This window comes from Aeromonas media, assembly GCF_020423125.1.
Classification (GTDB): Bacteria; Pseudomonadota; Gammaproteobacteria; order Enterobacterales; family Aeromonadaceae; genus Aeromonas; species Aeromonas media.
The window spans coordinates 3,761,106-3,785,415 of the sequence record NZ_CP075564.1; the positions used below are offsets into that span (position 1 = coordinate 3,761,106).

25 protein-coding genes are annotated in these 24,310 nt (G+C 61.7%); 9 read left to right on the plus strand and 16 right to left on the minus strand.

From position 1 onward, the window contains the following. Positions 1-186: 186 nt before the first annotated feature. The 3 genes from barA to KI797_RS17325 all read left to right on the plus strand — a co-directional run bounded on the left by barA (position 187) and on the right by KI797_RS17325 (position 4,418). Positions 187-2,907, plus strand: a complete 2,721-nt coding sequence (gene barA, locus KI797_RS17315) for a two-component sensor histidine kinase BarA (protein WP_043132011.1) — start codon at positions 187-189, stop codon at positions 2,905-2,907. 63 nt (positions 2,908-2,970) lie between these two features. Beyond that, complete coding sequence (locus KI797_RS17320; protein ID WP_005332775.1) at positions 2,971-3,456, plus strand: YehS family protein; 486 nt, start codon at positions 2,971-2,973, stop codon at positions 3,454-3,456. A 41-nt stretch (positions 3,457-3,497) separates the two neighbouring features. Next, complete coding sequence (locus KI797_RS17325) at positions 3,498-4,418, plus strand: N-acetylmuramoyl-L-alanine amidase (RefSeq protein ID WP_226170323.1); 921 nt, start codon at positions 3,498-3,500, stop codon at positions 4,416-4,418. Positions 4,419-4,485: 67 nt separating this feature from the next. Here the strand turns inward: KI797_RS17325 and pdxJ are convergent, their stop codons facing one another. The 10 genes from pdxJ to rpoE all read right to left on the minus strand — a co-directional run bounded on the left by pdxJ (position 4,486) and on the right by rpoE (position 13,382). Next, positions 4,486-5,223: a pyridoxine 5'-phosphate synthase gene (gene pdxJ / locus KI797_RS17330; RefSeq protein WP_041205039.1), complete on the minus strand. Its 738-nt coding sequence runs from the start codon at positions 5,221-5,223 to the stop codon at positions 4,486-4,488. Positions 5,224-5,307: 84 nt separating this feature from the next. Continuing rightward, the gene (recO, locus tag KI797_RS17335; RefSeq protein WP_005332779.1) at positions 5,308-6,018 is read right to left on the minus strand and encodes a DNA repair protein RecO; all 711 of its coding nucleotides are present in this window, start codon (positions 6,016-6,018) and stop codon (positions 5,308-5,310) included. A 158-nt stretch (positions 6,019-6,176) separates the two neighbouring features. After that, positions 6,177-7,076 carry a GTPase Era gene (gene era, locus KI797_RS17340; protein ID WP_043128418.1) on the minus strand — a complete coding sequence of 300 codons (900 nt, stop codon included), beginning with the start codon at positions 7,074-7,076 and terminating at the stop codon, positions 6,177-6,179. Then, positions 7,073-7,744, minus strand: a complete 672-nt coding sequence (gene rnc / locus KI797_RS17345; RefSeq protein ID WP_043128419.1) for a ribonuclease III — start codon at positions 7,742-7,744, stop codon at positions 7,073-7,075. Before rnc ends, era begins: the two co-directional genes overlap by 4 nt. Continuing rightward, complete coding sequence (gene lepB, locus KI797_RS17350) at positions 7,745-8,668, minus strand: signal peptidase I (RefSeq protein WP_005332782.1); 924 nt, start codon at positions 8,666-8,668, stop codon at positions 7,745-7,747. A 3-nt stretch (positions 8,669-8,671) separates the two neighbouring features. Further along, positions 8,672-10,465 carry a translation elongation factor 4 gene (gene lepA, locus KI797_RS17355; protein ID WP_025328260.1) on the minus strand — a complete coding sequence of 598 codons (1,794 nt, stop codon included), beginning with the start codon at positions 10,463-10,465 and terminating at the stop codon, positions 8,672-8,674. Positions 10,466-10,635: 170 nt separating this feature from the next. Next, the gene (locus KI797_RS17360) at positions 10,636-11,097 is read right to left on the minus strand and encodes a SoxR reducing system RseC family protein (protein ID WP_005332785.1); all 462 of its coding nucleotides are present in this window, start codon (positions 11,095-11,097) and stop codon (positions 10,636-10,638) included. Positions 11,098-11,187: 90 nt separating this feature from the next. After that, positions 11,188-12,168, minus strand: coding sequence for a MucB/RseB C-terminal domain-containing protein (locus KI797_RS17365; RefSeq protein ID WP_043128421.1), 981 nt, complete (start codon positions 12,166-12,168; stop codon positions 11,188-11,190). 21 nt (positions 12,169-12,189) lie between these two features. Then, complete coding sequence (locus KI797_RS17370; RefSeq protein ID WP_043128422.1) at positions 12,190-12,777, minus strand: RseA family anti-sigma factor; 588 nt, start codon at positions 12,775-12,777, stop codon at positions 12,190-12,192. 23 nt (positions 12,778-12,800) lie between these two features. Then, positions 12,801-13,382: an RNA polymerase sigma factor RpoE gene (rpoE, locus tag KI797_RS17375; RefSeq protein ID WP_005332791.1), complete on the minus strand. Its 582-nt coding sequence runs from the start codon at positions 13,380-13,382 to the stop codon at positions 12,801-12,803. Between the two features lie 181 nt (positions 13,383-13,563). Between rpoE and nadB the strand changes: the two genes are divergently transcribed. Continuing rightward, positions 13,564-15,171 carry an L-aspartate oxidase gene (gene nadB / locus KI797_RS17380; protein WP_005332793.1) on the plus strand — a complete coding sequence of 536 codons (1,608 nt, stop codon included), beginning with the start codon at positions 13,564-13,566 and terminating at the stop codon, positions 15,169-15,171. 44 nt (positions 15,172-15,215) lie between these two features. Here the strand turns inward: nadB and KI797_RS17385 are convergent, their stop codons facing one another. Continuing rightward, on the minus strand, positions 15,216-15,614 hold the full coding sequence (locus KI797_RS17385) for a protein YgfX (protein ID WP_226173160.1): 399 nt from the start codon (positions 15,612-15,614) through the stop codon (positions 15,216-15,218). Positions 15,615-15,632: 18 nt separating this feature from the next. After that, the gene (locus tag KI797_RS17390) at positions 15,633-15,902 is read right to left on the minus strand and encodes an FAD assembly factor SdhE (RefSeq protein WP_041205030.1); all 270 of its coding nucleotides are present in this window, start codon (positions 15,900-15,902) and stop codon (positions 15,633-15,635) included. 119 nt (positions 15,903-16,021) lie between these two features. Here KI797_RS17390 and ygfZ point away from each other — a divergent pair, with 119 nt between their 5' ends. Further along, positions 16,022-16,927 (plus strand): tRNA-modifying protein YgfZ, encoded by a 906-nt coding sequence (gene ygfZ, locus KI797_RS17395; RefSeq protein ID WP_139750833.1) that lies wholly within the window; start codon positions 16,022-16,024, stop codon positions 16,925-16,927. 6 nt (positions 16,928-16,933) lie between these two features. On the opposite strand, the gene KI797_RS17400 is transcribed toward ygfZ, so the two are convergent. Next, entirely contained in the window at positions 16,934-17,815 is an 882-nt protein-coding gene (locus tag KI797_RS17400; protein ID WP_005332797.1) for a LysR family transcriptional regulator, read from the minus strand. A gap of 129 nt (positions 17,816-17,944) precedes the next feature. Here KI797_RS17400 and KI797_RS17405 point away from each other — a divergent pair, with 129 nt between their 5' ends. After that, on the plus strand, positions 17,945-18,382 hold the full coding sequence (locus KI797_RS17405; RefSeq protein WP_042648741.1) for a PACE efflux transporter: 438 nt from the start codon (positions 17,945-17,947) through the stop codon (positions 18,380-18,382). A gap of 78 nt (positions 18,383-18,460) precedes the next feature. Here KI797_RS17405 and KI797_RS17410 read toward each other — a convergent pair whose 3' ends face one another. Next, entirely contained in the window at positions 18,461-18,802 is a 342-nt protein-coding gene (locus KI797_RS17410) for a hypothetical protein (RefSeq protein ID WP_041205027.1), read from the minus strand. A 194-nt stretch (positions 18,803-18,996) separates the two neighbouring features. Between KI797_RS17410 and cutA the strand changes: the two genes are divergently transcribed. The 3 genes from cutA (at position 18,997) to KI797_RS17425 (ending at position 21,639) form a co-directional block, all read left to right on the plus strand. Then, the gene (cutA, locus tag KI797_RS17415) at positions 18,997-19,314 is read left to right on the plus strand and encodes a divalent-cation tolerance protein CutA (protein ID WP_005332803.1); all 318 of its coding nucleotides are present in this window, start codon (positions 18,997-18,999) and stop codon (positions 19,312-19,314) included. Further along, positions 19,311-21,089 (plus strand): protein-disulfide reductase DsbD, encoded by a 1,779-nt coding sequence (locus tag KI797_RS17420; protein ID WP_226170326.1) that lies wholly within the window; start codon positions 19,311-19,313, stop codon positions 21,087-21,089. The genes cutA and KI797_RS17420 overlap by 4 nt, the downstream gene beginning before the upstream one ends. 130 nt (positions 21,090-21,219) lie before the next feature. After that, positions 21,220-21,639, plus strand: coding sequence for a hypothetical protein (locus KI797_RS17425; RefSeq protein WP_041205025.1), 420 nt, complete (start codon positions 21,220-21,222; stop codon positions 21,637-21,639). Between the two features lie 37 nt (positions 21,640-21,676). On the opposite strand, the gene KI797_RS17430 is transcribed toward KI797_RS17425, so the two are convergent. Both KI797_RS17430 and fbaA read right to left on the minus strand, forming a co-directional pair. Further along, the gene (locus tag KI797_RS17430) at positions 21,677-22,981 is read right to left on the minus strand and encodes an NAD(P)/FAD-dependent oxidoreductase (protein WP_226170329.1); all 1,305 of its coding nucleotides are present in this window, start codon (positions 22,979-22,981) and stop codon (positions 21,677-21,679) included. Between the two features lie 211 nt (positions 22,982-23,192). Further along, complete coding sequence (fbaA, locus tag KI797_RS17435; RefSeq protein ID WP_005332814.1) at positions 23,193-24,272, minus strand: class II fructose-bisphosphate aldolase; 1,080 nt, start codon at positions 24,270-24,272, stop codon at positions 23,193-23,195. Positions 24,273-24,310 lie beyond the last annotated feature (38 nt).

Below are 24,310 nucleotides of genomic sequence, written 5' to 3' on the forward strand. Positions count from 1 at the left end.
GCGGCCTGAGGGCCCGAGCTGCAGCCTCTGCCCCATTGCCCAATCTGACCATAAGTGGCCCATTGATATGACAGGATACGGCCTGAGCGCCCGTACGGTGACATCGACTGTATTGCCAGCCCTCCCCCTGCGCCCACACGTCCCCGGGGCTATGGTCTGCATCATGTTTGCCGGCGGTTTATCAGCATGACCAAGTACGGCCTCAGAGCCCGTGTACTGGCATTTACCATATTGCCAACCCTGATCATCGGCGGCCTGATCGCCGGTTACTTTACCTTCCACCGCTACCATCAGCTGGAAAACAACCTGATCGATCAGGGCATCAACATCATAGAGCCCCTGGCCATCGCCAGTGAATACGGCATGACCCAGCACAGCCGTGAGTCGCTCAAGCGGCTGATCGGGCTGACCCATCGCAAGAACTCCCCCTTCATCAAGTCCATCGCCGTCTTCACCCAGGACAACCAGCTGTTCGTGACGTCCAACTACCACAGGGACTTCAGCCAGCTGCGCCTGCCCGATGGCAGCGCCATCCCGGCGCTGACCAGCGTCTCTTTCAACGGCGATGACATCATCTTGCGCACCCCCATCCAGGCCGAGACCAGCCTGGACGGCTTCCCCCTGCCGAGCGATCTGGAGCCGCCTGTCATCGGCTACATCTCCATGCAGCTCGCCACCGACAGGGCCATCGTCCTGCAGTATCGCGACGCCTTCTTCGCGGTGATCATCGTGCTCATCGGCCTCGCCATCAGCACCCTGTTCGGCTTCCGCCTGGTCAAGAGTGTGACCCAGCCCATCACCGACATGGTGCAGGCGGTGCACCGGATCAGGGAGGGGCGCCTCGATACCCGGGTCAGCGGTCAGCTCACCGGCGAGCTGGACATGCTGAAGAACGGCATCAACGCCATGGCCAAGGCGCTCTCCGAATACCATGAAGAGATGCAGCAGAACATCGATCAGGCGACCTCGGATCTGCGAGAGACGCTCGAGCAGATAGAGATCCAGAACGTCGAGCTCGACATGGCGAAGAAGCGGGCTCAGGAGGCGGCGCGGGTCAAATCCGAGTTCCTGGCCAACATGTCCCACGAGCTGCGCACCCCGCTCAACGGCGTCATCGGCTTCACCCGCCAGTTGCTCAAAACCAGCCTGACACCGAGTCAGACCGACTACATGCAGACCATAGAGAAGTCGGCGCGCAACCTGCTCGGCATCATCAACGACATCCTCGACTTCTCCAAACTGGAGGCGGGCAAGCTGCAGCTCGAGCATATACCGTTCAGCCTGCGCGACACCCTCAACGAGACCATGCACCTGCTGGGGCCGAGTGCCCATGACAAGCAACTCGAGCTCTCCTTGCAGGTGGATGCCGCCGTGCCAGATTATCTCACCGGCGACCCCATGCGCCTGCAACAGGTGCTGACCAACCTCACCGGCAACGCCATCAAGTTCACCGAGCGCGGCAACGTCGATGTGCGTGTCGAGCAGACCGGGGCCCCCAACGGCAACAAGGTGCGCCTACGGGTCCTCATCCGCGATACCGGCATCGGCATCTCGGAAGAACAGCAGCGCCAGCTGTTCCAGGCCTTCAACCAGGCCGACTCCTCCATCTCCCGCCGCTATGGCGGCACCGGGCTCGGGCTCGTCATCACCCAGAAGCTGGTGCAGCAGATGGGTGGTCAGATCCGGTTCGAGTCCGAGCTTGGCAAGGGCTCCGTCTTCTCGTTCAATCTGGAGCTGGAGGTCTCTCCCCTGCCCCAGACCGAGCGGCTGCCGCTGGATCGCATCCTGGGCAAGCGGGTCTGGCTGCTGGAGCCGGACCCCTTCACCCACGCCTCCCTGCTCTCCCTGCTGGCCGAATGGCAACTGGACGTGCAGTCGCTGACCATGGCAGACGGCTGGCCGGAGATGGGCAGCCAGGACATGGTGATCATCGGCGGCAGTACCTTGCATACTCCGCAACAGGTGATAGCCCGTCTCGATGGCCTCAGCGGGCAACAGAACACCATAGTGCTGCTCAGCAGCCACGAGCCGGCGCTCTATGACGCCATGCTGGCCCATGGCGCCGCCCACTGCCTTTCCAAGCCCATCAACCATCGCAAACTGCTGCACGCCCTGCTCTCCCCCGAAGCGGCCAGGCGAACGCCGCTGCCCGCGCCGACGCCTCGCCGGGTGCAAGCCGTCAAGGTGCTGGCGGTGGATGACAATGCGGCCAACCTCAAGCTTATCGCCGCCATGCTCAAGGAGATGGTGACCGAGGTGGTGGTGTGCAAGAACGGCAAGGAGGCGGTCAACCTGGCCCAGAGCCAGCCGTTCGACATCATCTTCATGGATATCCAGATGCCCGTCATGGATGGCATCAGCGCCACCCAGGCTATTCGGCATCACTCCCTCAACACCGAGACCCCGATCGTCGCGGTCACCGCCCATGCCATCCCGGGTGAACGGGAGCGGCTGATCCGCCAAGGCATGGACGACTACCTGTCCAAGCCCATCGACGAGGGCATGCTGGCGCAGCTCATCACCGACTTCGCCCACAGGCGCCATCAGAACCAGGGGGATCAACAGATAGACTGGGCCTTGGCGGTGCGCCAGGCGGCGGGCAAAGAGGCACTAGCCAAAGAGATGCTGACCATGTTGCTGGCCAGCTTCGACGAGGTGGAGCCCATGCTGGAAGCCGCGTTGACGGGCGGAGTGGAGGATGACGAAGTGCTGGCCCAGCTCCATCGCCTCAACGGCGGCTGTGCCTACTCGGGGGTGCCCGGCCTGCAACGCCTGCTCTCCCAGCTCGAGCAGCAGCTGCGCGACGGCGTGGCCGTCAGCGAGCTCGAACCCGAGCTGCTGGAGCTGCAAGATGCCCTGGAGCAGGTGAAGCGGGAGGCCCCTCGCTACCTGGCCCTGATCGAATGAGGCGCTTTTTCTGACTGCGAGGCCCGCAGATGGTAAAATCGCGCCGTTTCCACAGGAGTCAACATGACCAACAACGATATTCTGCGCCGCCTGCGCTACGCCCTTACCATCAGCAACGATCAGATGGTCGAGATGTTTGCCAAGGGCAACCTGACCGTCACTCACGCCCAGCTCCACAGCTGGTTGCTGAAAGAGGCCGCGGAAGGGGAAGAGCAGGACCCGGGCTTTGTCCCTTGCCCGGACGCGGCACTTAGCCAGTTCCTCGACGGTTTCATCGTCGTGCGCCGCGGTGTGCGGGAAGATGCCCCGCCCCAGGTGATCCCGAACCGGATCAACAACAACCTGATCCTGCGCAAGCTGCGCATCGGCCTCAACTACAAGGAAGAAGACATGCTGGGCACCCTCAAGCTCGCCAACTTCAACCTCTCCAAGTCCGAGCTGAGCGCCCTGTTCCGCGCCAAGGATCACAAGCACTATCAGGATTGCGGGGATCAGATCCTGCGCAACTTCCTCATCGGCCTCACCGCCAAGTACAGGTCCGAACCATGAGCCCGCGCGCGCGCGTCACCGCCAGACGGCGCGCCTGAGCCATGGGCCAGCACGCCTGCCCCCCGTCATTCCGCCTGGGCGGCAGGCCGCGCTGGCCATCCCTGTTTTCCTGTTCCCCCTGGCTAGGTAAATGCCGCACCAGCTTGCTGTCACTCAGCCTGTTGCTGGGGCTTGGCGCCTGCCAACCGGCACCTTATGAGCTATCCACCCGCCATACCAGTGCCAACCAGAATGAACGTATCGCCTTTCTGATCCTCCACTACACCGACGAGGATGACGCCCGCTCCCTGCGCCTGCTGACTGAACCCGAACACAAGGTGAGTGCCCACTACCTGATCCCCCGCGACACCGACGAACGGCCGCTTCCCGTCTACCAACTGGTGCCCGACAGCCAGCGCGCCTGGCACGCCGGTCGCAGCCGCTGGCATCAGTATGCCGGGCTCAATGCCAGCTCGCTGGGCATCGAGATAGTCAATCTGGGCTATGACGAGAAAGAAGCGGCCCTCCCCGCTCACCTGAGGCACTGGCAACCCTACACCCGGGCCCAGATCGCCGCCCTTGGCGCCCTCAGCCAGGAGCTGGTTCAGCGCTACCACATTCCCCCCACCCAGGTGCTGGCCCACAGTGACATCGCCCCCGAACGCAAGCAGGATCCCGGCCCTCACTTCCCCTGGCGCGAGCTGGCCCTGCGCTATGGCGTTGGCGCCTGGCCCGACGAGGCCAGAGTCGCAGCCCTGCGCCAGCAGCCGCCCCCCGTCTGGAATGCCCTCGCCTGGCAGCAGCAGCTCGCCCGCTACGGCTACGGTATCCTGCCGAGTAGCGCCTGGGATGAGCAGAGCCGCACCGCAATGCGTGCCTTCCAACTCCATTTCCGTCCAGCCCTGATCACCGGTGAACCGGACGCCGAGTGTCAGGCCATACTTATGGCGTTGCTCGAGCGCTACTTTCCCGAGGCGGACTGAATACATCTCCTGACAACGAAAGAGGGACGCCGCGGCGTCCCTCTTTCTGTCTCATCCCCAGGGGCTATCAGATCCCCTGACGAGCTTCCTGCATCAGCAGGCGCATGTCGCTCACGGCCTTGGCCAGACCGTCGAAGGCGGCGCGGCCTATGATGGCGTGACCGATGTTGAGCTCATAAAGCTCGGGAATGGCGGCGATGGCCTTGACGTTGTGGTAATGCAGGCCATGGCCGGCATTGACCTTCAAGCCCTTGCCGGCGGCATAGGAGGCGCCGGCGGCGATGCGCTTGAACTCGGCGTTGCGCTCCGCATCCGTGGTGGCATCAGCATAGCGGCCGGTGTGGATCTCGATAAAGGGGGCACCACTCTCGGCGGCCGCATCGATCTGGATGGGGTCGGCGTCGATGAAGAGCGACACCTGGGCACCGACGGCGGCGAGGCGGGTCACCGCATCGGTCACCTTGTCCAGTTGACCGGCGACGTCCAGGCCGCCCTCAGTGGTCACCTCGGTGCGCTTCTCCGGTACCAGGCAGACGAACTGGGGCTTGATGCGGCAAGCGATGCCGATCATCTCCTCGGTCACCGCCATCTCCAGGTTCATCCTGGTCTGGATGGTCTGGCGCAGTATCTCCACGTCGCGGTCGGTGATGTGGCGGCGATCTTCACGCAGGTGAACCGTAATGCCATCGGCACCGGCCTGCTCGGCCACGAAGGCGGCCTGGACAGGATCCGGATACTGGGTGCCGCGGGCATTGCGCAGGGTGGCGATATGGTCGATGTTCACACCCAGGTAGATTTCACTCATTGAGGACTCCTTGAAACTCTTCATCTGTTGACTGCGCGGTCAGTGAATCACTCCGCGCCAATATCCATATGTCTGTAATCTGTGTCAGCCTTGCATGCTGGCTTTACGCTTTAAAAACAGCTCCCGGCTCTTGAGCTGGCGTTTGCCAAGATAGGGCTGCAGCGCCAGCCGGCTGAAACGCTTGGCCGCCTGCAGCAAGGGAGGGGTATCGAATCGCCCCTCGGCGAAGGCCAGCAGGTGGGCGCCGAGGAACAGGGTACGGGGATCCGGCGCCCGCTCGCAAGCGACAAAGCCGAGCTCCCGCTCGAAGCCGTAGAGCAGATCGGGCTGGATCGGGGTGTCGTCGTCGGCGGCATATTCGAAATCCACCGCATAACCGAGCGCCTGCAGCAGCAGGAACTCGAAGCGGCGCAGGGGCAGCTCCGGCGTCTCGCCGTCCGCCAGCGCCATCAGGGCACGGGCATAGGCATCGAACACCTCGGGGAAGGGGGTATGGGCTTCGAGCAGGTAGTAGACCAGCTCGTTGAGATAGAGGCCGTAGAAGAGGCGATCGCCGCCGAGTCGCAGGGAGTGATCCGGGCATTCGACCTGGGCGAGGTTCTTGAGATCTCCCTTGCCACGCCAGCTCATGGTGAGCAAGGTGAAGGGTTGCAGCAGCCCCTTCAGAGGGGAGCGTGGCCCGCGGGAACCGCGAGCCACCAGGGTAAATCGGCCACTATCCTGGGTGAAGACCTCGACCAGCTGGCTGGTCTCCCGATAGGGCCGACTGTGGATGACGAAAGCCGGGTTCAGCAATCCGCCATTACCTATCAAAACCTGTCCACGCTCTGTCACGAGAGGCCGTCAGCAAGGTAAAGAGCAGCGCAGGAACCGGAGTGTGTAAACACACATGAGGATTCCGAGCAGCGCATGAGCCTTGATCATGGCCTCGCAGTAAGCGCGTGCACAGGTTCTTAGTCATCGCCGTAACCGAGACTGCGCAGGGCACGCTCGTCATCGGCCCAGCCGGACTTGACCTTGACCCACAGCTCCAGGTGCACCTTGTTCTGGAACAGGCGTTCCATGTCGAGGCGCGCTTCCGTACCTATGGTCTTGATCTTCTCGCCCTTGTTGCCGATGACCATCTTCTTCTGGCCATCGCGCTCCACCAGGATCAGGCCATGGATGTGGTAGAGGCCATTCTCTTCCACCTTGAAGCGCTCGATCTCCACCGTCACCGAGTAGGGCAGCTCCTCGCCAGTGAAGCGCATCAGCTTCTCGCGGATAATCTCGGAGGCCATGAAGCGGGACGAACGGTCGGTCACGTAGTCTTCCGGGAAGAAGTGAACGTTCTCCGGCAGCAACGGCTTGGCCCACTCGCGGATCTTCTCCACATTGGTGCCCTTCTCGGCACTGATGGGCAGGATGTGGGCAAAGTTCATCTGCTGGCCCAGCCACTCCAGGTGGGGCAGCAGATCTTCTTTCTCTTTGACGTTGTCGATCTTGTTGACCGCCAGCACCACAGGGCACTTGAGGTGGCGCAACTTGCCGAGCACCATCTCGTCGTCCTTGGTCCAGTGGGTACCGTCGACCATGAACACCACCATGGCCACGTCCCCCAGGGAACTGGTGGCGGCGCGGTTCATCAGGCGGTTGATGGCCCGCTTCTCTTCGATGTGCAGACCCGGGGTATCCACATAGATGGTCTGGTAGTTATCCTCTGTGTCGATCCCCAGGATCCGGTGACGGGTGGTCTGGGGCTTCTTCGAGGTGATGCTGACCTTCTGGCCAAGCAGCTTGTTGAGCAGGGTGGACTTGCCCACGTTGGGGCGGCCCACGATGGCGACAAAGCCGCAGTAGGTAGTATCTGTCATGACAGTTTTTCCAATGCTTGCTGCGCCGCGGCCTGTTCGGCCTTGCGGCGGCTGGTGCCGACCCCGACCAGCGGACCATCCAGGCCATCCACGTCACACTGGACGGTGAACTCCTGGTTGTGGGCTTCGCCCTTGACGTTGGTCACTGTGTAGGTCGGCAGGGATTTGCGGCTTCCCTGCAAAATTTCCTGCAGCCGGGTCTTGGGATCCTTCTGCTCTATGCCCGGGCGTATCTCGTCCAGGCGGCTGGCGTACCAGCCGAGCAACAGGGCCCGCACCCGCTCCAGATCGGTATCCAGATAGACGGCGCCGATCACCGCCTCGACCGTGTCGGCCAGGATCGACTCGCGGCGGAACCCGCCGCTTTTCAGCTCGCCGGGCCCCAGGATCAGGTGATCCCCGAGGTCAAACTCCCGACCGAGCTCGGCCAGGGTCTTCTCCCGCACCAGGGTGGCGCGCATCCGGCTGAGATCCCCTTCCGCCGCTTGCGGGAAGCGGTGGAAGAGATCATCGGCAATCACCAGACTCAGGATGGAGTCCCCCAGAAATTCCAGTCGCTCATTGTGACGGGAACCGGCGCTGCGGTGGGTCAGCGCCCGGGTCAGCAGCTCTTGATCCTGAAAGACATGCCCGAGACGGGACTGCAGTCTGTTCATCTTGATATTCATTTACTTGATTCCGCCAATGCGGTTGAAGCGCACACCGGTCGGCACCCAGCCTGGCAAGCTGGATCCTTCCTCGCGCTCAAATTCGAAACTGATCCAGATGGCGACCGCCTTGCCTACCAGGTTCTGCTCGGGCACGAAGCCCCAGAAACGACTGTCGGTACTGTTGTCGCGGTTGTCACCCATCACGAAATAGTGGCCTTCCGGCACCACCCACTCATCCGGGTAGGTACCGGGCTGGCGATAGTAGCGATCCACCAGGTCCGGCATTAGAGGGTTGCGCAGGGTCTCGTGAGAGACGGTTCCCAGCTGTTCGGTGTAGCGATCCAGCGGGATCCCCATCTGGCTGAACTCCCCCCGTTGCTCGAACTTGACGTCGAGCTTCTTGAAGCCCGGGCACGTTTTCCCTTCCTGCTCCTCGCACTTGGGCCGGATCATCAGCTCCTTGTTGCGATAGATCACCCGATCGCCCGGCATGCCGACCACCCGCTTGATGTAGTCCACCCGGGTATCCAGCGGATACTTGAACACCACCACGTCGCCACGCTCCGGAGAACCCGTCTCGAGGAACTTGGTGTTGGTCACGGGATCACGCAAGCCGTAGGCGAACTTCTCCACCAGGATGAAGTCGCCCACCAACAGGGTGGGCATCATGGAACCAGACGGGATCTGGAACGGCTCGAAGATGAAGGAACGCAGGATCAGCACCAGCGCGATGACCGGGAAGACACCGCCGGTCTGCTCGATCCAGACCGGCATGGGGGCCACCTTGGCCAGGGTCTTCTCGTCAATGTTCGAGCCGGCGCTGGCACGTGCGGCCGCAATCTTGGCCGCCCGCTGCTTGGACCAGACCAGCTTGTCGACTGTCCAGATGATGCCGGTCAGCAGGGTGACAATGGCCAGGATCAGGGAAAAGGTGCTTGCCATCGATTAATCCTTTCCGACGTGGAGAATGGCGAGGAAGGCCTCTTGCGGCACGTCGACACGGCCCAGGGACTTCATCCGCTTCTTGCCTTCTTTCTGCTTGTTCAGCAGCTTTTTCTTCCGGCTCACATCACCGCCGTAGCACTTGGCGGTCACGTCCTTGCGCAGGGCCTTGACCGTGCTGCGGGCAATGATCTGGTTACCGATGGAGGCCTGAATCGCGATGTCGAACATCTGGCGCGGGATCAGCTCACGCATCTTCTCCACCACCTGGCGACCGCGATACTGGGCGTTCTCCTTGTGGGTGATGATGGCCAGGGCATCGACGCGCTCACCGTTGATCATGATGTCGAGGCGCACCATCTCGGAGGTCTCGAAGCGCTTGAAGCCGTAATCCAGGGAGGCGTAGCCGCGACTGGTGGATTTCAGGCGGTCGAAGAAATCGAGCACCACTTCCGCCATCGGGATCTCATAGGTCAGCGCCACCTGCTTGCCGTGATAGACCATGTTGGTCTGCACGCCACGCTTCTCGATACAGAGGGTGATCACGTTGCCCATGTACTCTTGCGGCAGCAGGATGTTGCACTCGGCGATGGGCTCGCGCATCTCTTTGATGTTGTTGACCGGAGGCATTGCAGCCGGGCTGTCGATGTGGATGGTCTCGCCGTTGTTCAGCTCGATTTCATACACGACGGTCGGTGCCGTGGTGATGAGGTCCAGGTCGTATTCCCGCTCCAGACGCTCCTGGATGATCTCCATGTGCAGCATGCCGAGGAAGCCACAACGGAAGCCGAAGCCCAGTGCAGTGGAGCTTTCCGGCTCGAAGAACAGGGAGGCATCGTTCAGGGAGAGCTTGTCGAGGGCGTCACGGAACGACTCGTAGTCATCGCTGGAGATGGGGAACAGACCGGCATAGACCTGCGGCTTCACCTTCTTGAAGCCAGCCAGCGCCTTGTCGGCACCGTTCTTGGCTTGCGTCAGGGTATCGCCCACAGGGGCGCCGTGGATGTCCTTGATGCCGCAGACGACCCAACCTACCTCGCCACAACCCAGCCCCATGGTGTCCACCTGCTTGGGGGTGAAGATACCGATGCGATCCACGCCCCACACCTGACCGGTGCTCATCACCTTGATCTTGTCGTTCTTCTTGAGCGAACCGTTCTTGATCCGCACCAGGGAGACGACGCCCAGGTAAGAGTCAAACCAGGAGTCGATAATCAGCGCCTGCAGCGGGGCATCGGGATCACCTTCCGGTGCCGGGATACGGGCCACTATCTCTTCCAGTACCAGATCGACACCCAGGCCGGTCTTGGCGGAGCAGCGCACCGCATCCACTGCGTCGATGCCGACGATGTCCTCGATCTCTTCCGCAACCCGCTCGGGTTCTGCGGCAGGCAGATCGATCTTGTTCAGGATCGGCACCACTTCCAGCTCCATCTCCATGGCGGTGTAGCAGTTGGCCAGAGTCTGTGCCTCAACCCCCTGACCGGCATCCACCACCAGCAGAGCCCCTTCACAGGCCGCCAGGGAGCGAGAAACCTCGTAGGAGAAATCCACGTGGCCCGGGGTGTCGATAAAGTTCAGTTGATAGGTGTTACCGTCTTGTGCCTGGTAGTTCAGGGTCACACTCTGTGCTTTGATGGTAATGCCGCGCTCGCGCTCCAGATCCATGGAGTCAAGCACCTGAGCCTGCATCTCGCGGTCGGACAGGCCGCCACAAGTCTGGATCAGACGGTCCGACAGGGTCGATTTACCGTGGTCGATGTGCGCAATAATCGAAAAGTTACGAATGTGTTTCATCGAGCAAGAATCACTCAAAATTAAGTTAGGGTCGGATATGAGGGCAGGATTTTACTGGATAACCAGGTCGACGGCCAATCTTTAGTCGGCGGGCACCAGAAATAGCGCCTTGTCTGGCGGGCCCTCGGCACCAAAACGGCGGCGACGGAGCCAGAAAAGGGTAACGCCGCTCAGGAGAGGTGACGGGTATTGAGTACCACGCCGAGCATGCGGGGACCATATTCCCCTTGCTCGAGCCGGGCAGAAAAGTAACGAACCAGTAAAAATCCGATGGTGCCACCGAGCAAGCAACTGAGGATGGTGACGCCCTCCCCCGCCGACAGCAGCGGCGCCAACCAGAGCTGGCCGAGCAGGGCACCGAGTAGCAGGCAGAACAGCGGCAGCACATAAACCAGGGCCGCGCCGCGCAGGATACTCGCCTGGGGAATGCCAAGCCTGATTTGCTGACCAACCAGAACCTCGGCGGTCAGCGCCACCCGCAGTCGCTGCGACTTCAGGGGAAAGGCCTTGGCGACGGTGCCGGTACCGCAGTTTGACTGCTGATGGCAGCCGCTGCAGGCGGAGCGCCGTTCGCACTCCACCCAGGCAAAAGCCCCCTCGACGGCCACCACGGTTGCCAGCTCTTCGCTCATGTTACTCACAGGATGACTCCAGACGAACGGCTATGGATTTACCCGATCTCAGCACGGTCATCCCGGTTCGGCAAGTGGCCGGATGCCCCCTCACTGAACCGCCTCGTTGCGGGCCAGCGGCTGCACCGACTCGGCGATGCGCTTGGCGGTCTCGGTGGGGACTTCCCCGACCACGGTGATCTCCACCCCAACCTCGTTGACGAAGCTCACCAGCGAAGTGGCCCCCTGGCGGATCAATTGCTGACGTACCGCCTGCTTGGGATCGACCCGGGAGACATAGACGGAGAGATCCACCACACCGTCCGACAGCATCATGTAATCCACCGGCAGGCTGGTGCTGACCAGCTGGTGCCTGTCCTGAGAGAGTACCTTGAATCCACCCGGCAGCCAGGTCAGGTGCCAGTTCAGGGTCTGCTGGGGAGCGGGATAGGCGTCTTCCAATGCCAGCGCATCGGGCAGCTTGCTGCGGGCCAGGGTGACAAGCCAGGGCGCGGGCGCCGGCTGCCTGTCCAGATCCACCCCCAGCACCTGCTCCACCAGGTTGCCCTCCTTGTCCACCATGTCCACCCGCAGCAGCAGATGACTCTGCTCATCGACCCAGAGTACAAAGCCGTACTTGTCCGCCTCCTTGGGCACCAGTCTCACGACTTGCGCCACCAGACCAGCCACCCGGCTACGACCGGCCAGCACGGGATCATAGCTTTCCAGCACCCGGGGCAGCGGCATCCTCACCAGACTCGACCAGACGCCAGGAAAACGCGCCCCCTTCAGTGTGTAGGGTTCGTGGGTGTTCTCGAAGAAGGTGTATTCATTCTGGCGTTGCAGGTACTCCACCGCCTTGCCGTCGAGGTAGCTCAAATGAGCAACCTCCTTGCCATCGATCACCCCATGGCTGAAGCGAATGGGCTCGAGGCGTCCCTGACGGGCCTTGACCATGGACAACTCAAAATTTTGTTGCGAAACGGCACTCTGCATCTGCTGCAACAAGGCCTCGGCCGACAGATCGTCGGCCGAGGCCTTGGCACAAATCAGCAGAAGAGAGGCCAGCAGAATGAGGCTGGACTGGCGCACGGTCTGATCCCTAAAGATGCGTTATTCCTGAATCTGCTTGTCTTGCAGCAGACGCTGTTGCAATTGATGGTCTCGCAGGAAGGCGTTGATACGCTCGCGCTGCTCCTGCATCTCTTGCTCGTTCAAGCCTTGCTGGCGAGGAGTGGCGCGGTTGCCCTCCTGGGGGTAGTGCACGCTCACTGGCGTCGCACTGCCACCGACCGGTATGGTGTTGAGCACAGGGTTGGCCGGCATACCGTCGTTGCCCTGATACTGCTGCACCCCGAAGATGACGGCGGCAGCCACAGAGGCAGCAATGGCATACTGTCCCATTTGCTGGCCAAAGCGACGGACCAGAGGCACCACCTTGCCAGCAGGCTTCACCTGAGGCATAACAGGTTGCACCGGCTTGGGCGCCAGTATGACGGGTTCGTCTTCCAGTGCCAGCATGATGCTGTCACTGAGATCCAGTTGCAGATTGACCGGCAGGTCTCCCCGCATGGCATCACCGATCAGATGGTAACGAGCCCAGGTATCTTGCAGAGCGGGATCCGTTCCCAGCTCGTTCAGAACCTCCATGTCGCTGAGGTCACCATCCATCAGGGCTGAAAGTTGCTCTTTATTTGCCATAAGTTTGCCTGTCTTTCCCCAGTTTAATTCTCGATCAGAGGTTGCAGCTTTTTATCGATTGCTTCCCTCGCCCGAAAGATACGGGATCTCACCGTACCCACAGGGCAATCCATGATCTCCGCAATCTCTTCGTAGCTCAGCCCTTCCATTTCACGAAGGGTGATCGCTGTTCTCAAGTCTTCTGGCAAGGCTTCTATGGCGGCAAACACGGTACGCTTGATCTCGTCGGTCAGCGCCAGATTTTCCGGGGTGGCCACTTCTTGCAGGGCTTCACCACCACCATAATATTCAGCCTCGTCCGCTTCGACATCACTGCTGGGCGGTCTGCGCCCCTGTGAGGTCAGGTAATTTTTGGCCGTGTTGACGGCGATCCGATACAACCAAGTGTAAAACGCACTCTCGCCACGGAATGTCGGCAACGCCCGGTAAGCCTTGATAAAGGCCTCCTGCGCCACATCCGGCACATCACCCGGATTGTTGACATACCTGGCCACCAGGTTGACCACCTTATGCTGGTATTTTCTTACCAACAGGTTGAATGCATTTTTATCGCCACGCTGGACCCGTTCAACCAGCTGTTCGTCCAGTAGATTCTGGTCGCTCATCAGAGCCGTAAAACCCCCATCAGGTTATCGTTCTTCTTTTCCGGCCCCTTCTAAGCGCACAAGTTCAGACAGGAGGAATCAGAGAAAGTTCGCTTGCATTGAAAAAAATGTGATGCAGGCTGCATCACAACCCCCCTTGGGCTACCATGGGGCCAGTTCTTAATCCAGGCCAATGATACTTATGAAAGCAAGTGTTGAATACCTTTGCGACGTACTGATCATTGGCAGCGGTGCCGCCGGTCTGTCCCTCGCGTTGCGATTGGCAGACCAGGCCAAAGTCCTGGTTCTGAGCAAGGGGCCCATCAGTGAAGGGGCCACTCTCTATGCGCAAGGAGGCATCGCTGCCGTGTTCGACGAGACCGACAGCATCGAATCCCATGTGAGCGACACGCTCAACGCTGGCGCCGGGTTGTGTGACCCGGCCGTGGTGGAGTTCACCGCCCGCAACGCCCGCGACTCCATCCAGTGGCTGATCCAGCAAGGTGTCCCCTTCGATCAGGAGGAGGATGCCGAGGGGGAATCCCACTATCACCTGACCCGGGAAGGGGGTCACAGCCATCGCCGCATCTTCCACGCGGCGGACGCCACCGGCAAAGCGGTGCAGCTCACCCTGATCGATCAGGTACGCGCCCACCCCAACATCCAGTTGATGGAGCGCTTCAACGCGGTCGATCTCATTACCACCCGCAAGCTGGACCTGCCAGGCAACCGGGTACTCGGCGCCTACGTCTGGAATCGCAACGTCGAGCAGGTCGAGGTGATCCGCGCCCGCTTCGTGGCACTGGCCACCGGCGGCGCCTCCAAGGTGTATCAGTACACCTCAAACCCGGACGTGAGCTCGGGGGACGGCATCGCCATGGCGTGGCGCGCTGGCTGCCGGGTGGCGAACCTGGAGTTCAACCAGTTCCATCCCACCAGCCTGTTCCATCCCGATGACCCCAACTTCCTGCTGACCGAAGCGTTGCGCGGGGAAGGGGCCTATCTGCGCCGCCCCGATGGCAGCCGCTTCATGCCTGAGTTTGACGAGCGGGCCGAGCTGGCACCCCGTGATATCGTCGCCCGCGCCATCGACCACGAGATGAAGCGACTCGGGGCCGACTGCATGTATCTGGACATCAGCCACAAACCGGCCGACTTCATCATCAAGCACTTCCCGACCATTTATGAGCGCTGTCTCGCGGTGGGCATCGACATCACCAAGGAGGCGATGCCCATAGTACCGGCAGCCCACTACACCTGTGGCGGCGTGATGATCGACAACAACGGCCAGACCGACATCCCCGGCCTCTACGCCATCGGCGAGGTGACCTACACCGGGCTGCACGGCGCCAACCGCATGGCCTCCAACTCCCTGCTGGAATGCGTGGTCTACGCCCATCAGGCGGGGGCCGACATCCTGGCCAAGCTCCCGACCAGCGTGGAACCACCCCATCTACCCGCCTGGGACGAGAGTCAGGTGGATGACTCGGACGAACAAGTGGTGATCCAGCACAACTGGCACGAGTTGCGGCTGATGATGTGGGATTACGTGGGGATAGTGCGCACCAACAAACGGCTGGCGCGCGCCAAGCGCCGTATCGACCTGCTCAAGCAGGAGGTGCAGGAGTACTACGCCAACTTCCGCGTATCCAACAACCTGCTGGAGCTGCGCAACCTGTTGCAGGTGGCCGAGCTTATCGTCAACTGTGCCCTGGAGCGCAAGGAGTCCCGCGGGTTGCACTACAACCTCGACTACCCGGACATGCAAGCAAACCCCAAGCCGACAGTGCTGACGCCGGATCGGGAGTGAATGACTCCCACCACCGTCAATCAGATGACCCCGCCCCGGCGGGGTCATCTGATATGGGGTGAATCTGGCGGTTTGGGCAGGGCGAGGTGGATGGCGCGGGCCAGGGCGCGGTAATGCGTGGGTGCCAGAGCATCGGAGAAGAGCCAGAGGCGGCGCTCGGCGCCCTCTTCTGTCTGCAACCTCAGCCAGAGCACACCGGGCAGGATACGGCTGCGGTCATCCAGCCGATGACGTCGGCCTTGCCACTCCAGCCACTCTCCGTCCCAGCAGAGCGCATCGCCCCTCTGCATGACGGGGCGCAAGGCCAGCCAGAGCCCCAGCAACCAGCAGGGGAGAAACAGCCCCCATTGCCAGCCATGGATCAGAGCGGCAACCGGCCAGAGCAACAGCAGAAACAGGGCAAGCAGCAGCATGCGCTGCCGCCGGGAGGGGATGACGGGCATCAGGACCCGCATCGGGAATCAACTCAGGCGATCATGACGGGCCTGATTGCGCTCCAGGATCAGGGGGATCATGGCGGCGAAATCGGGATCGCTCGGCACACCGTGGCCCATGCTCCAGCGGAACAGTTCAGGATCCTCGCACTCCAGCAGGCGGATGAAGGTCTGCTGCTGTGCTTCGCTCAGGGAGTCGAACTCGTGCTCGAAAAAGGGCATAAATATCACATCCAGCTCGAGCATGCCGCGACGGCAGGCCCACTTCAGGCGGGACTTTTCAATTGGGCTCAACATGGAACTCTCCTTACAAAGACCCGGGGATGGTAGCAGCTGGATTTTCCGGCTGACAAACATTCCTTACGTCTTTACCATGCAGGTCACATACTTTCTGTCTCTGGAATACCATCGTGAGCCTGCCGACCCCTGTTCTTCCTGCCGAGCCAACCCTGTTTCCCCTGACCGATCTGGCCATCACCCGCCTCACCGGCAATGATCGCGTGAAATATCTGCAAGGCCAGGTCACCTGCGACGTCAATACCCTGCAACCGGGCCAAAGCACCCTCGGCGGCCATTGCGACCCCAAGGGCAAGCTGTGGAGCGATTTTCGCCTGCTCTGCCTCGATGAGAGCCTGCTGCTGCTGACCAAGCCGTCGGTGCTGGCGCGCCAGTTGCCCGAACTCAAGAAGTTTGCGGTGTTCGCCAAGGTCGAGATCGGCGAGTTCCAGGGCCAGGCGATCGGTCTGGCCGGTCAGGGCACGGATGCCTGGATCGCGGCGCAATACGGCCTTCAGGAAACCGGCCTTGTCGAGGGGGGCATGGCGGTCAGGGTGGAAGCCGAACGATGGTTGCTGGTGAGCGAACAACCGCTCGATATCGGCTTGCCCGTCGGACAGGAATCACTCTGGTGGGGTCTGGATATCAAGGCCGGCATCCCGCACCTGGAGGCGGTTCATCAGGGTGAGTACATTCCCCAGATGCTGAACCTGCAGGCCCTGGACGGCATCAGCTTCACCAAGGGCTGCTACATGGGGCAAGAGATAGTGGCGCGCGCGAAGTACCGCGGTGCCAACAACCGCGCCCTCTTCGTGCTGGCCGGGCAGGCCAGTGGCCCCGTTGCCAGCGGCGATACCCTGGAGATCCAGCTCGGTGACAACTGGCGGCGCAGCGGCATGGTGCTGAACGCCTGGCAGCAGGATGGCCAGCTGTGGCTCACCGCCGTGCTGCCAAAAGACACCGAGGCCGATGCCAGTTTCCGCCTCAAGCAGGAGGAAGGCTCCCGCCTCGCCCTGCAACCCCTGCCCTACTCCCTGACCGAGTAAGGTCGGCTAACGAGGCACCCGCGCCAGCAGGGCCTCCTTCAGCCAGCGCCCCGCCTGCCCGAGCGGGCGGGCGCGATACCACTGCAACTCCAGCTCCAGCTCGGCCTGGGGCATGAAATCCGGCTTGAGTACCACCAGCTCCCCTCGCGCCAGCGGCCGGTGCAGCAGAAACTCGGGCACCGCAGACCAGCCCAGCCCCAGCTTGACCAGCTCCAGGATCCCGAGATCCCCCTCAATCCACCACACCTGGGACGAGAGGCGAAAACGATGGCGCTCCGTGCCCTCCCGCCGTCCCGTCACCATCAGCTGGCGGGCCCCTTGCAGGTCGCTCTCGTGCAGCGGCGTCTTGTGGGCCAGGGGGTGATCCGGGGAGACCACCAGGGGCATGGCGACGCTCCCCAGGGAGCGGGAAACCAGCTCCCGCTCGGGGTGCGCCTTCTGGTAGCTGATGCCGAGCTGGGCCCGCCCGCTCTTGAGCAGCTCGGTCACATCCTCCATCAGCGGGAACAGCAGCTCCAGCTCCACCGCCGGGTAGCGGCCGGCGAACTCCTCCAGCAGGGCCCCCAGCCAGGGCAGGTGGGAGTCATCGTCGATGGCGAGCGTCAGGCGCGACTCTATGCCGCTGGCCAGCTCCCCGGCAATGGCCTGCAGCCGCTCGCTCTGGGCCAGCAGCACCCCCGCCTCCTGGCTGATGCGGGCCCCCGCCTCGGTCAGCACCGGGTAGCGGCCGCTGCGATCGAACAACTCGAGGCCGAGGTCGATCTCCAGGTTGGCAATGGCGGTGCTCACCACCGATTGCGCCTTGCCCAGCCGGCGCGCCGCCGCCGAGAAAGATCCCGTCTCAGCCGCCGCCAGCAACGCCTTGAATTGTTCCAGTGAAGGGGTCATCCGTCTGCTCCTGCTCTGCTCTTGGACCTAGCTCTATCTATTTTAACGATAGATACCAACGTGAACCTATCGAATAATAGCGATACATTGGCCGCCATCCACAGAAAGAGATAGATAGAGAGACAGATGATGCGTAATACCCGTGACCGCCTGCGCCACGCCATCGGCTTTGAATTGATTGGCCTGCTGATCGCCGCCCCCCTGGCAAGCTGGGTCACCGGCGTCGGTCTCAACCACATGGGCCCACTTGCCCTGTTCTTCTCGGTAGTCGCCACCGTCTGGAACTATGTCTACAACATCGGGGTGGACAGGTTGCTGCTGCGCCTGCAGGGCCATACCCACAAGAGCCTGTGGCAGCGGGTGCTGCATACCTTGGGTTTCGAAGGGGGCCTACTGGTCGTCGCTCTGCCGGTAATGTCCTGGTGGCTCGACATCGGCCTGCTGGAGGCGTTGCTGCTGGATCTGGGCTTCGTGCTGTTCTACCTGGTCTATGCCTTCATTTACAACTGGAGTTATGACAAGGTGTTCCCCATCCCGGGCCAGGGCGCGCAACGGGTCACGGGTTAACAGAGGAAGGGAATAAAACGAGGCACCATCATGTGGCTGGCATGATGGTGCTGATCTGGAGCCTCAGAAGACAGGCATTCAGGCTTGCGCCTTTACCTCGTCGGCGGGCGTCTCGATCTGGGCCGATTCCTGGTTCAGCATGGCCTCAAGGTCGCTCTGATATTGGTTCAGCATGCGCTGTGCCGCGACCATGTCCCCCTTGTGCAGACGCTCGAACAGATGGTGCTGCACCACGCCGTTGAGATACTCCACCGTGATGGGTTGCTCCAGGGCGGACAGCAGCTCCTCTTTCTCCAGTTCAGCATTGATTTCATCGACACTGGTACGCAGCAGACCGGCCAGTTGCACCAACATGCGACGCTCGCCTTCACGCAACAGGCTCAACATGCGGTTTCTCTGCTGCTCATTCTGTTGGGTCATACATTTCCTTACGTAGAGTGGGAACAAGCCCGCTCATTCTGCCCTGTCCTTTTCACAGCGTCTATCTCGGGCGCATCACTAATTGAGCGTCCCGCCAGCCGGGCGCGGACCGGGTGCTATTTGCCCCTTTGCCCGGTATAGTAACCGCTGTTCCAGAGGGCCAGAGCGCCCCCGTTGATGAGACTGCCAACCCCATGACCGACGCCATTCTGGTGCTCTGCACCTGCCCTGATGAAGCCAGTGCAGACCTCCTCTGCGAGCACCTCCTCACCCAGCGCCTCGCCGCCTGCATCAACCAGTTACCGGGAGTAAACTCCGTCTATCGCTGGCAGGGGAAAATTGAGCGCGCACGTGAAATCCAGCTCATCATCAAATCCAGGGCCTCGCTGTTCGAGCCCTTGCGTCAGTGCATTCTGGCTCACCACCCTTACCAGGTGCCGGAGATCCTGGCGCTCCCCGCAAGCCAGGGTCATCAACCCTATCTCGACTGGTTGACACAGGAGACCTCATGACACTGTTTCGCCTGCTTTGCCCCCTGCTGCTCCTGCTGAGCCTGCTCGCGGCCCCCGTCCAGGCCAGCAGCCAGGATCTGCTCAACAGTCTCGGCATCGAGACCAATACCCAGCCCAAATTTCTGAAAGTCGACGAGGCCTTCGCCCTCGAGAGCGAGCAGCAGGGAAACAAGCTGCTGCTGACCCTGCGCCTCGCCGACGGCTACTACCTCTATCGCCACAGCATCGGCGTCAAGGGGGACAACCTCGCCTTCGAGGCGCCCGTGCTGCCTGCCGGCACCGAACATGAGGATGACTTCTTCGGCAAGACCCGGGTCTTTTATCAGGAGCTGCAGATCCCCGTCACCCTGACCCAGGTGGGGGACGCCGCCAGCCTCAAGATAAGCTATCAGGGTTGCACCGAGGGTCTCTGCTATCCGCCCACCGACAAGCGGATCCCGGTGCAGCCTCTCACTGCCACCAGTGACGCCGCCGGGCAGGCCGGCCCCGCTGACGCCATCGAGGCGCCAGCCAGCAGCCAGCAGGATCTACTGGCGGCCGCCCTCGACAGCCAGGGCTTCTGGCTCAGCATCGCCGCCTTCTTTGCGCTGGGGCTGGGACTTGCCTTCACCCCCTGCGTCTTCCCCATGTACCCCATTTTGACCGGCATCATCGCCGGTGCCGGTCAGCACCTCTCTACCCGCCGCGCCTTCCTGCTCTCCTTCGTCTATGTGCAGGGGATGGCGGTCACCTACACCCTGCTCGGGCTGGTCGTCGCCTCGGCCGGTTTGAAGTTCCAGGCCGCGCTGCAGCACCCCTATGTGCTGATCGGCCTCTCCGTCATGTTCGTGCTGCTGGCGCTCTCCATGTTCGGGCTCTATACCCTGCAACTGCCGAGCAGCCTGCAGACCCGCCTGTCAGGCCTCTCCAACCGCCAACAGGGTGGAGCCGTGGTCGGGGTCACCATCATGGGGATGATCTCCGGCCTGGTCTGCTCCCCCTGCACCACGGCGCCGCTCTCGGGGGCGCTTATCTACGTGGCCCAGAGCGGCGATCTCTGGCTTGGCGGCGCGGCGCTCTATGCCCTGTCGCTGGGGATGGGTCTGCCACTGCTGCTGCTCGGCACCTCGGGGGGCAAGTTGCTGCCCAGGGCGGGCGCCTGGATGGATGTGATCAAGCAACTCTTTGGTTTTGCACTGCTGGCGGTGCCCATACTGCTGCTGTCACGGCTCTTGAGCGACCAGATTGCCACCCTGCTCTGGCTCGGCTGGGCACTGGTGCTGTGTGCCTATCTCTATCACCACAACCAGCATCGCGCCCACTCGCTCGGCAAGAGCCTCGGTGGCTTCGTGCTGTTGCTGGCGATGATGACTCTGGTGGTGGTCGGCAAGGATCTGCTGCTGCCCGAGCCTGGCGTCAAGGCCAGCACCGGGATCCAGGCTCCTAAATTCATCCGCATCAAGACCCTGGATGACCTCAAGACCCGACTCGAGGCCGCCCGCGGCAAGCCGGTGCTACTGGATCTCTACGCCGACTGGTGTGTCGCCTGCAAGGAGTTCGAGCACAAGACCTTCAGCGATCCCGAGGTGCGAGCACGCTTCGCCGACATGGTGCTGCTGCAGGCTGACGTCACCGCCAACGACGATGCCGATGTGGATCTGCTCAACGGCCTGAACGTGCTGGGGCTGCCGACCCTGATCTTCTTCGATCGCGATGGCAACGAGGTAAGCGGTCAGCGGGTGACCGGCTTTATGGGGCCCGCCGAGTTCCTTGGCCAGCTGGACAAGCTGCGCTGAATCATGGCGGTCTGCTTTAGCTCGCGGGCCGCCCTCTCCACTGCGCGTTGATTTTTCTGACCATCCCTTGTATATGACTGGCGCCATGGCAAAATTTTCCCTTTCCCGTCTCGCATCATCCGGAGTTTTGATGAAAAAGTGGTTCATCCCCCTGCTGGCCTGCTGGCTCTATGGCTGCAACTCAGGTCCAGGTGAAGAGGCGATCCAGAGCCAGGTCACCGCCAGGCTGCAGGCCGAGACAGACGCTAACCTGTTCGAGATCAGCGACTTCGCCGTGCTCGACAAGGAGGAGCGGATGGAGGGGGTCTATCTCGTCAGGGTGAGCTACCGGCTCCACTTCAAGCAGGGGCTGGATCAGCTGCAGGTACTGCACGACGAGGATCTGGTCTATGACAGGGTCGGCCCCTTCCAGCAGGAGATGGCGCTGATGGAGCTGGAGCGCAAATACGGCGAATTCGAGGCAGGCCAGGCCCTGGCGCAGGAGAGCCAGGTCTGGATGATGAAGACAGAGCAGGGCTGGCAATTGGCAGAACCGGCGCAGCAGGGATAAGCGCCCTCCTCCCTGCCGCCAGCCCTCCCCCTTAGACTTACAGCAGATCCTTCATCCGGTGCCACAGCATCCCGAGCGCCAGCAAGGGGGAGCGCAGGGCAGGTCCGCCGGGGAAGGTCATGTGGGGCACGCTACTGAAGAGATCGAAGCCCCGGCTCTCCCCCCTGATCGCCTCGGCCACCAGCTTGGCGGCCATGTGAGTGGCATTGAGGCCGTGCCCCGAGTAAGCCTGGGCATAGAGCACATTGGGGTGCTCCTTGAGGCGCCCGATCTGAGGCAGCCGGTTGGCGCCTATGCCTATCATGCCCCCCCACTGAAACTCGATGGCGGTGCCCGCCAGCTCAGGGAAGACCCGCAGCAGCTTGGGCAGCATAAACGCCTTGATGTCCCTGGGATCACGCCCCGAGTAGTTGCAGGCCCCGCCAAACAGCAGGCGACCATCGGCCGACAACCGGTAGTAGTCGAGCGCCACGTTCTGATCGCACACCGCCATGTTTTGCGGCAGCAGCCGCTGACGCAGCCGTTTCTCCAGTACCTGGGTGGCGAGTATGTAGGAGCCCGCCGGCAGCACCTTGCCCCCCAGTTCGGGATTGAGCTCATTGAGGTAGGCGTTGCAGCCGATCACCAGATAGTTGGCGCGGCAACGGCCGTGGGCCGTGGTCACCTCGACCCGCTCGCCATAGTCGATGTGGGTCACCCTGGAGTGCTCGAACAGGGCGACGCCCAGGCTGGCTGCCGCACGGGCCTCGCCGAGCGCCAGGTTGAGGGGGTGCAGGTGGCCTGAGCCCATGTCGATCATGCCGCCGATATAGCGATCCGACCCCACCACTGACCTTATCTCACCCTTGGGGACCAGCCTGACCTCATGCTGGTAGCCCAGGCTGGCCAAGTGCTCGGCATCCTCCTCAAATCCCTTGAGGTGGCGTGACTTGGTGGCCAGATCGCAGTAGCCCCAGGTCAGATCGCAGTCGATGTTGAACCGCGCGACCCGCTCGCGCACCAGCTGCACCGCCTCCAGCCCCATCAGGTCCAGCTCGCGCACCCCTTGCTCGCCTATCCAGCGGGCAAACTGGCTGGTGTCGTGGCCTATGCCGCGAATGAGCTGGCCGCCGTTGCGCCCAGAGGCGCCCCAGCCGATGCGGTTGGCCTCCAGTAGCACCACCTTGTAACCGACCTCGGCCAGGTTGATGGCGGTGTTGAGGCCGGTGAAACCGCCGCCTATGATGCAGACGTCGGCATTCAGCTCACCGCTGAGCTCGGGCCACTGCCTATGGTCGTTGCGGGTGGCCGCGTAATAGGAGGCCACGTGCTCCTGGTGTCCGTTGTGTCTTCCTGTCTGCATGCTCAGCATCCTGCCTTGGTTGCATTTGTTTACTAAATTAAACGCAGTGTCATCGATAATACCCAGCCCAGGGTCACCATTCCAGCCTCCGTGGATCACAGAAATGTAAAAGGTGTCCCGAAGGACACCTTTTGAGGGGCCAGCCGAGGGGCCCAAAATGAAAGAGGCGCCCCGCAGGGCGCCTCTTCAGCAATCAAGATACGGTAACGAATTACAGTACGTTGATGGCGTTCAGGTCGGAGAAGGCTTTCTCCAGACGGGCGATCATGGAAGTCTGACCGGCACGCAGCCATACGCGCGGATCGTAGAACTTCTTGTTCGGCTTGTCAGCACCTTCCGGGTTGCCCAGCTGGCCTTGCAGGTAGGCTTCGTTGGTCTTGTAGAAGTTCAACAGACCTTCCCAGGTAGCCCACTGGGTGTCGGTGTCGATGTTCATCTTCACGACGCCGTAGGAGATGGATTCGCGGATCTCTTCCAGGGTGGAACCTGAGCCACCGTGGAACACGAAGTCCAGGGACTTGGCCGGCAGACCGAACTTCTCGGAAACGTATTTCTGGGAAGCGTCCAGGATGGACGGGGTCAGCTTGACGTTACCCGGCTTGTAAACACCGTGCACGTTGCCGAAGGAGGCAGCGATGGTGAAACGCGGGCTGATCTTGGACAGACGCTCGTAGGCGTAAGCCACGTCTTCCGGCTGGGTGTACAGGGCGGATTGATCCATGTGGCTGTTGTCCACACCGTCTTCTTCGCCACCGGTGCAACCCAGTTCCAGCTCCAGAGTCATGTTCATCTTGGCCATGCGGGTCAGGTACTCGCAGCAGATGTCGATGTTCTCTTCCAGAGACTCTTCGGACAGATCCAGCATGTGGGAGGAGAACAGCGGCTTGCCGGTCTCGGCAAAGTGCTTCTCGCCCGCTTCCAGCAGACCGTCGATCCACGGCAGCAGCTTCTTGGCGGCGTGGTCGGTGTGCAGGATCACAGGTACACCGTAGGCTTCGGCGACGGCGTGCACGTGCTTGGCACCGGAGATGGCACCGATGATGGCAGCCTGCTGGCCTTCCAGCTTCAGACCCTTGCCGGCGGTGAACACGGCACCACCGTTGGAGAACTGAACGATGACCGGGGCTTTGACCTTGGCGGCAGCTTCCAGCACGGCGTTGACGGAGTCGGTACCCACGCAGTTCACTGCAGGCAGAGCGAAGCCGTTCTCTTTAGCGATGGCGAACACTTTCTGAACGTCATCACCAGTGATCACGCCGGGTTTTACGAAGTCGAAAATTTTCTTAGACATGTTTAATCGTCCTGTTCTCGTATGCCGTTAATAAAAAA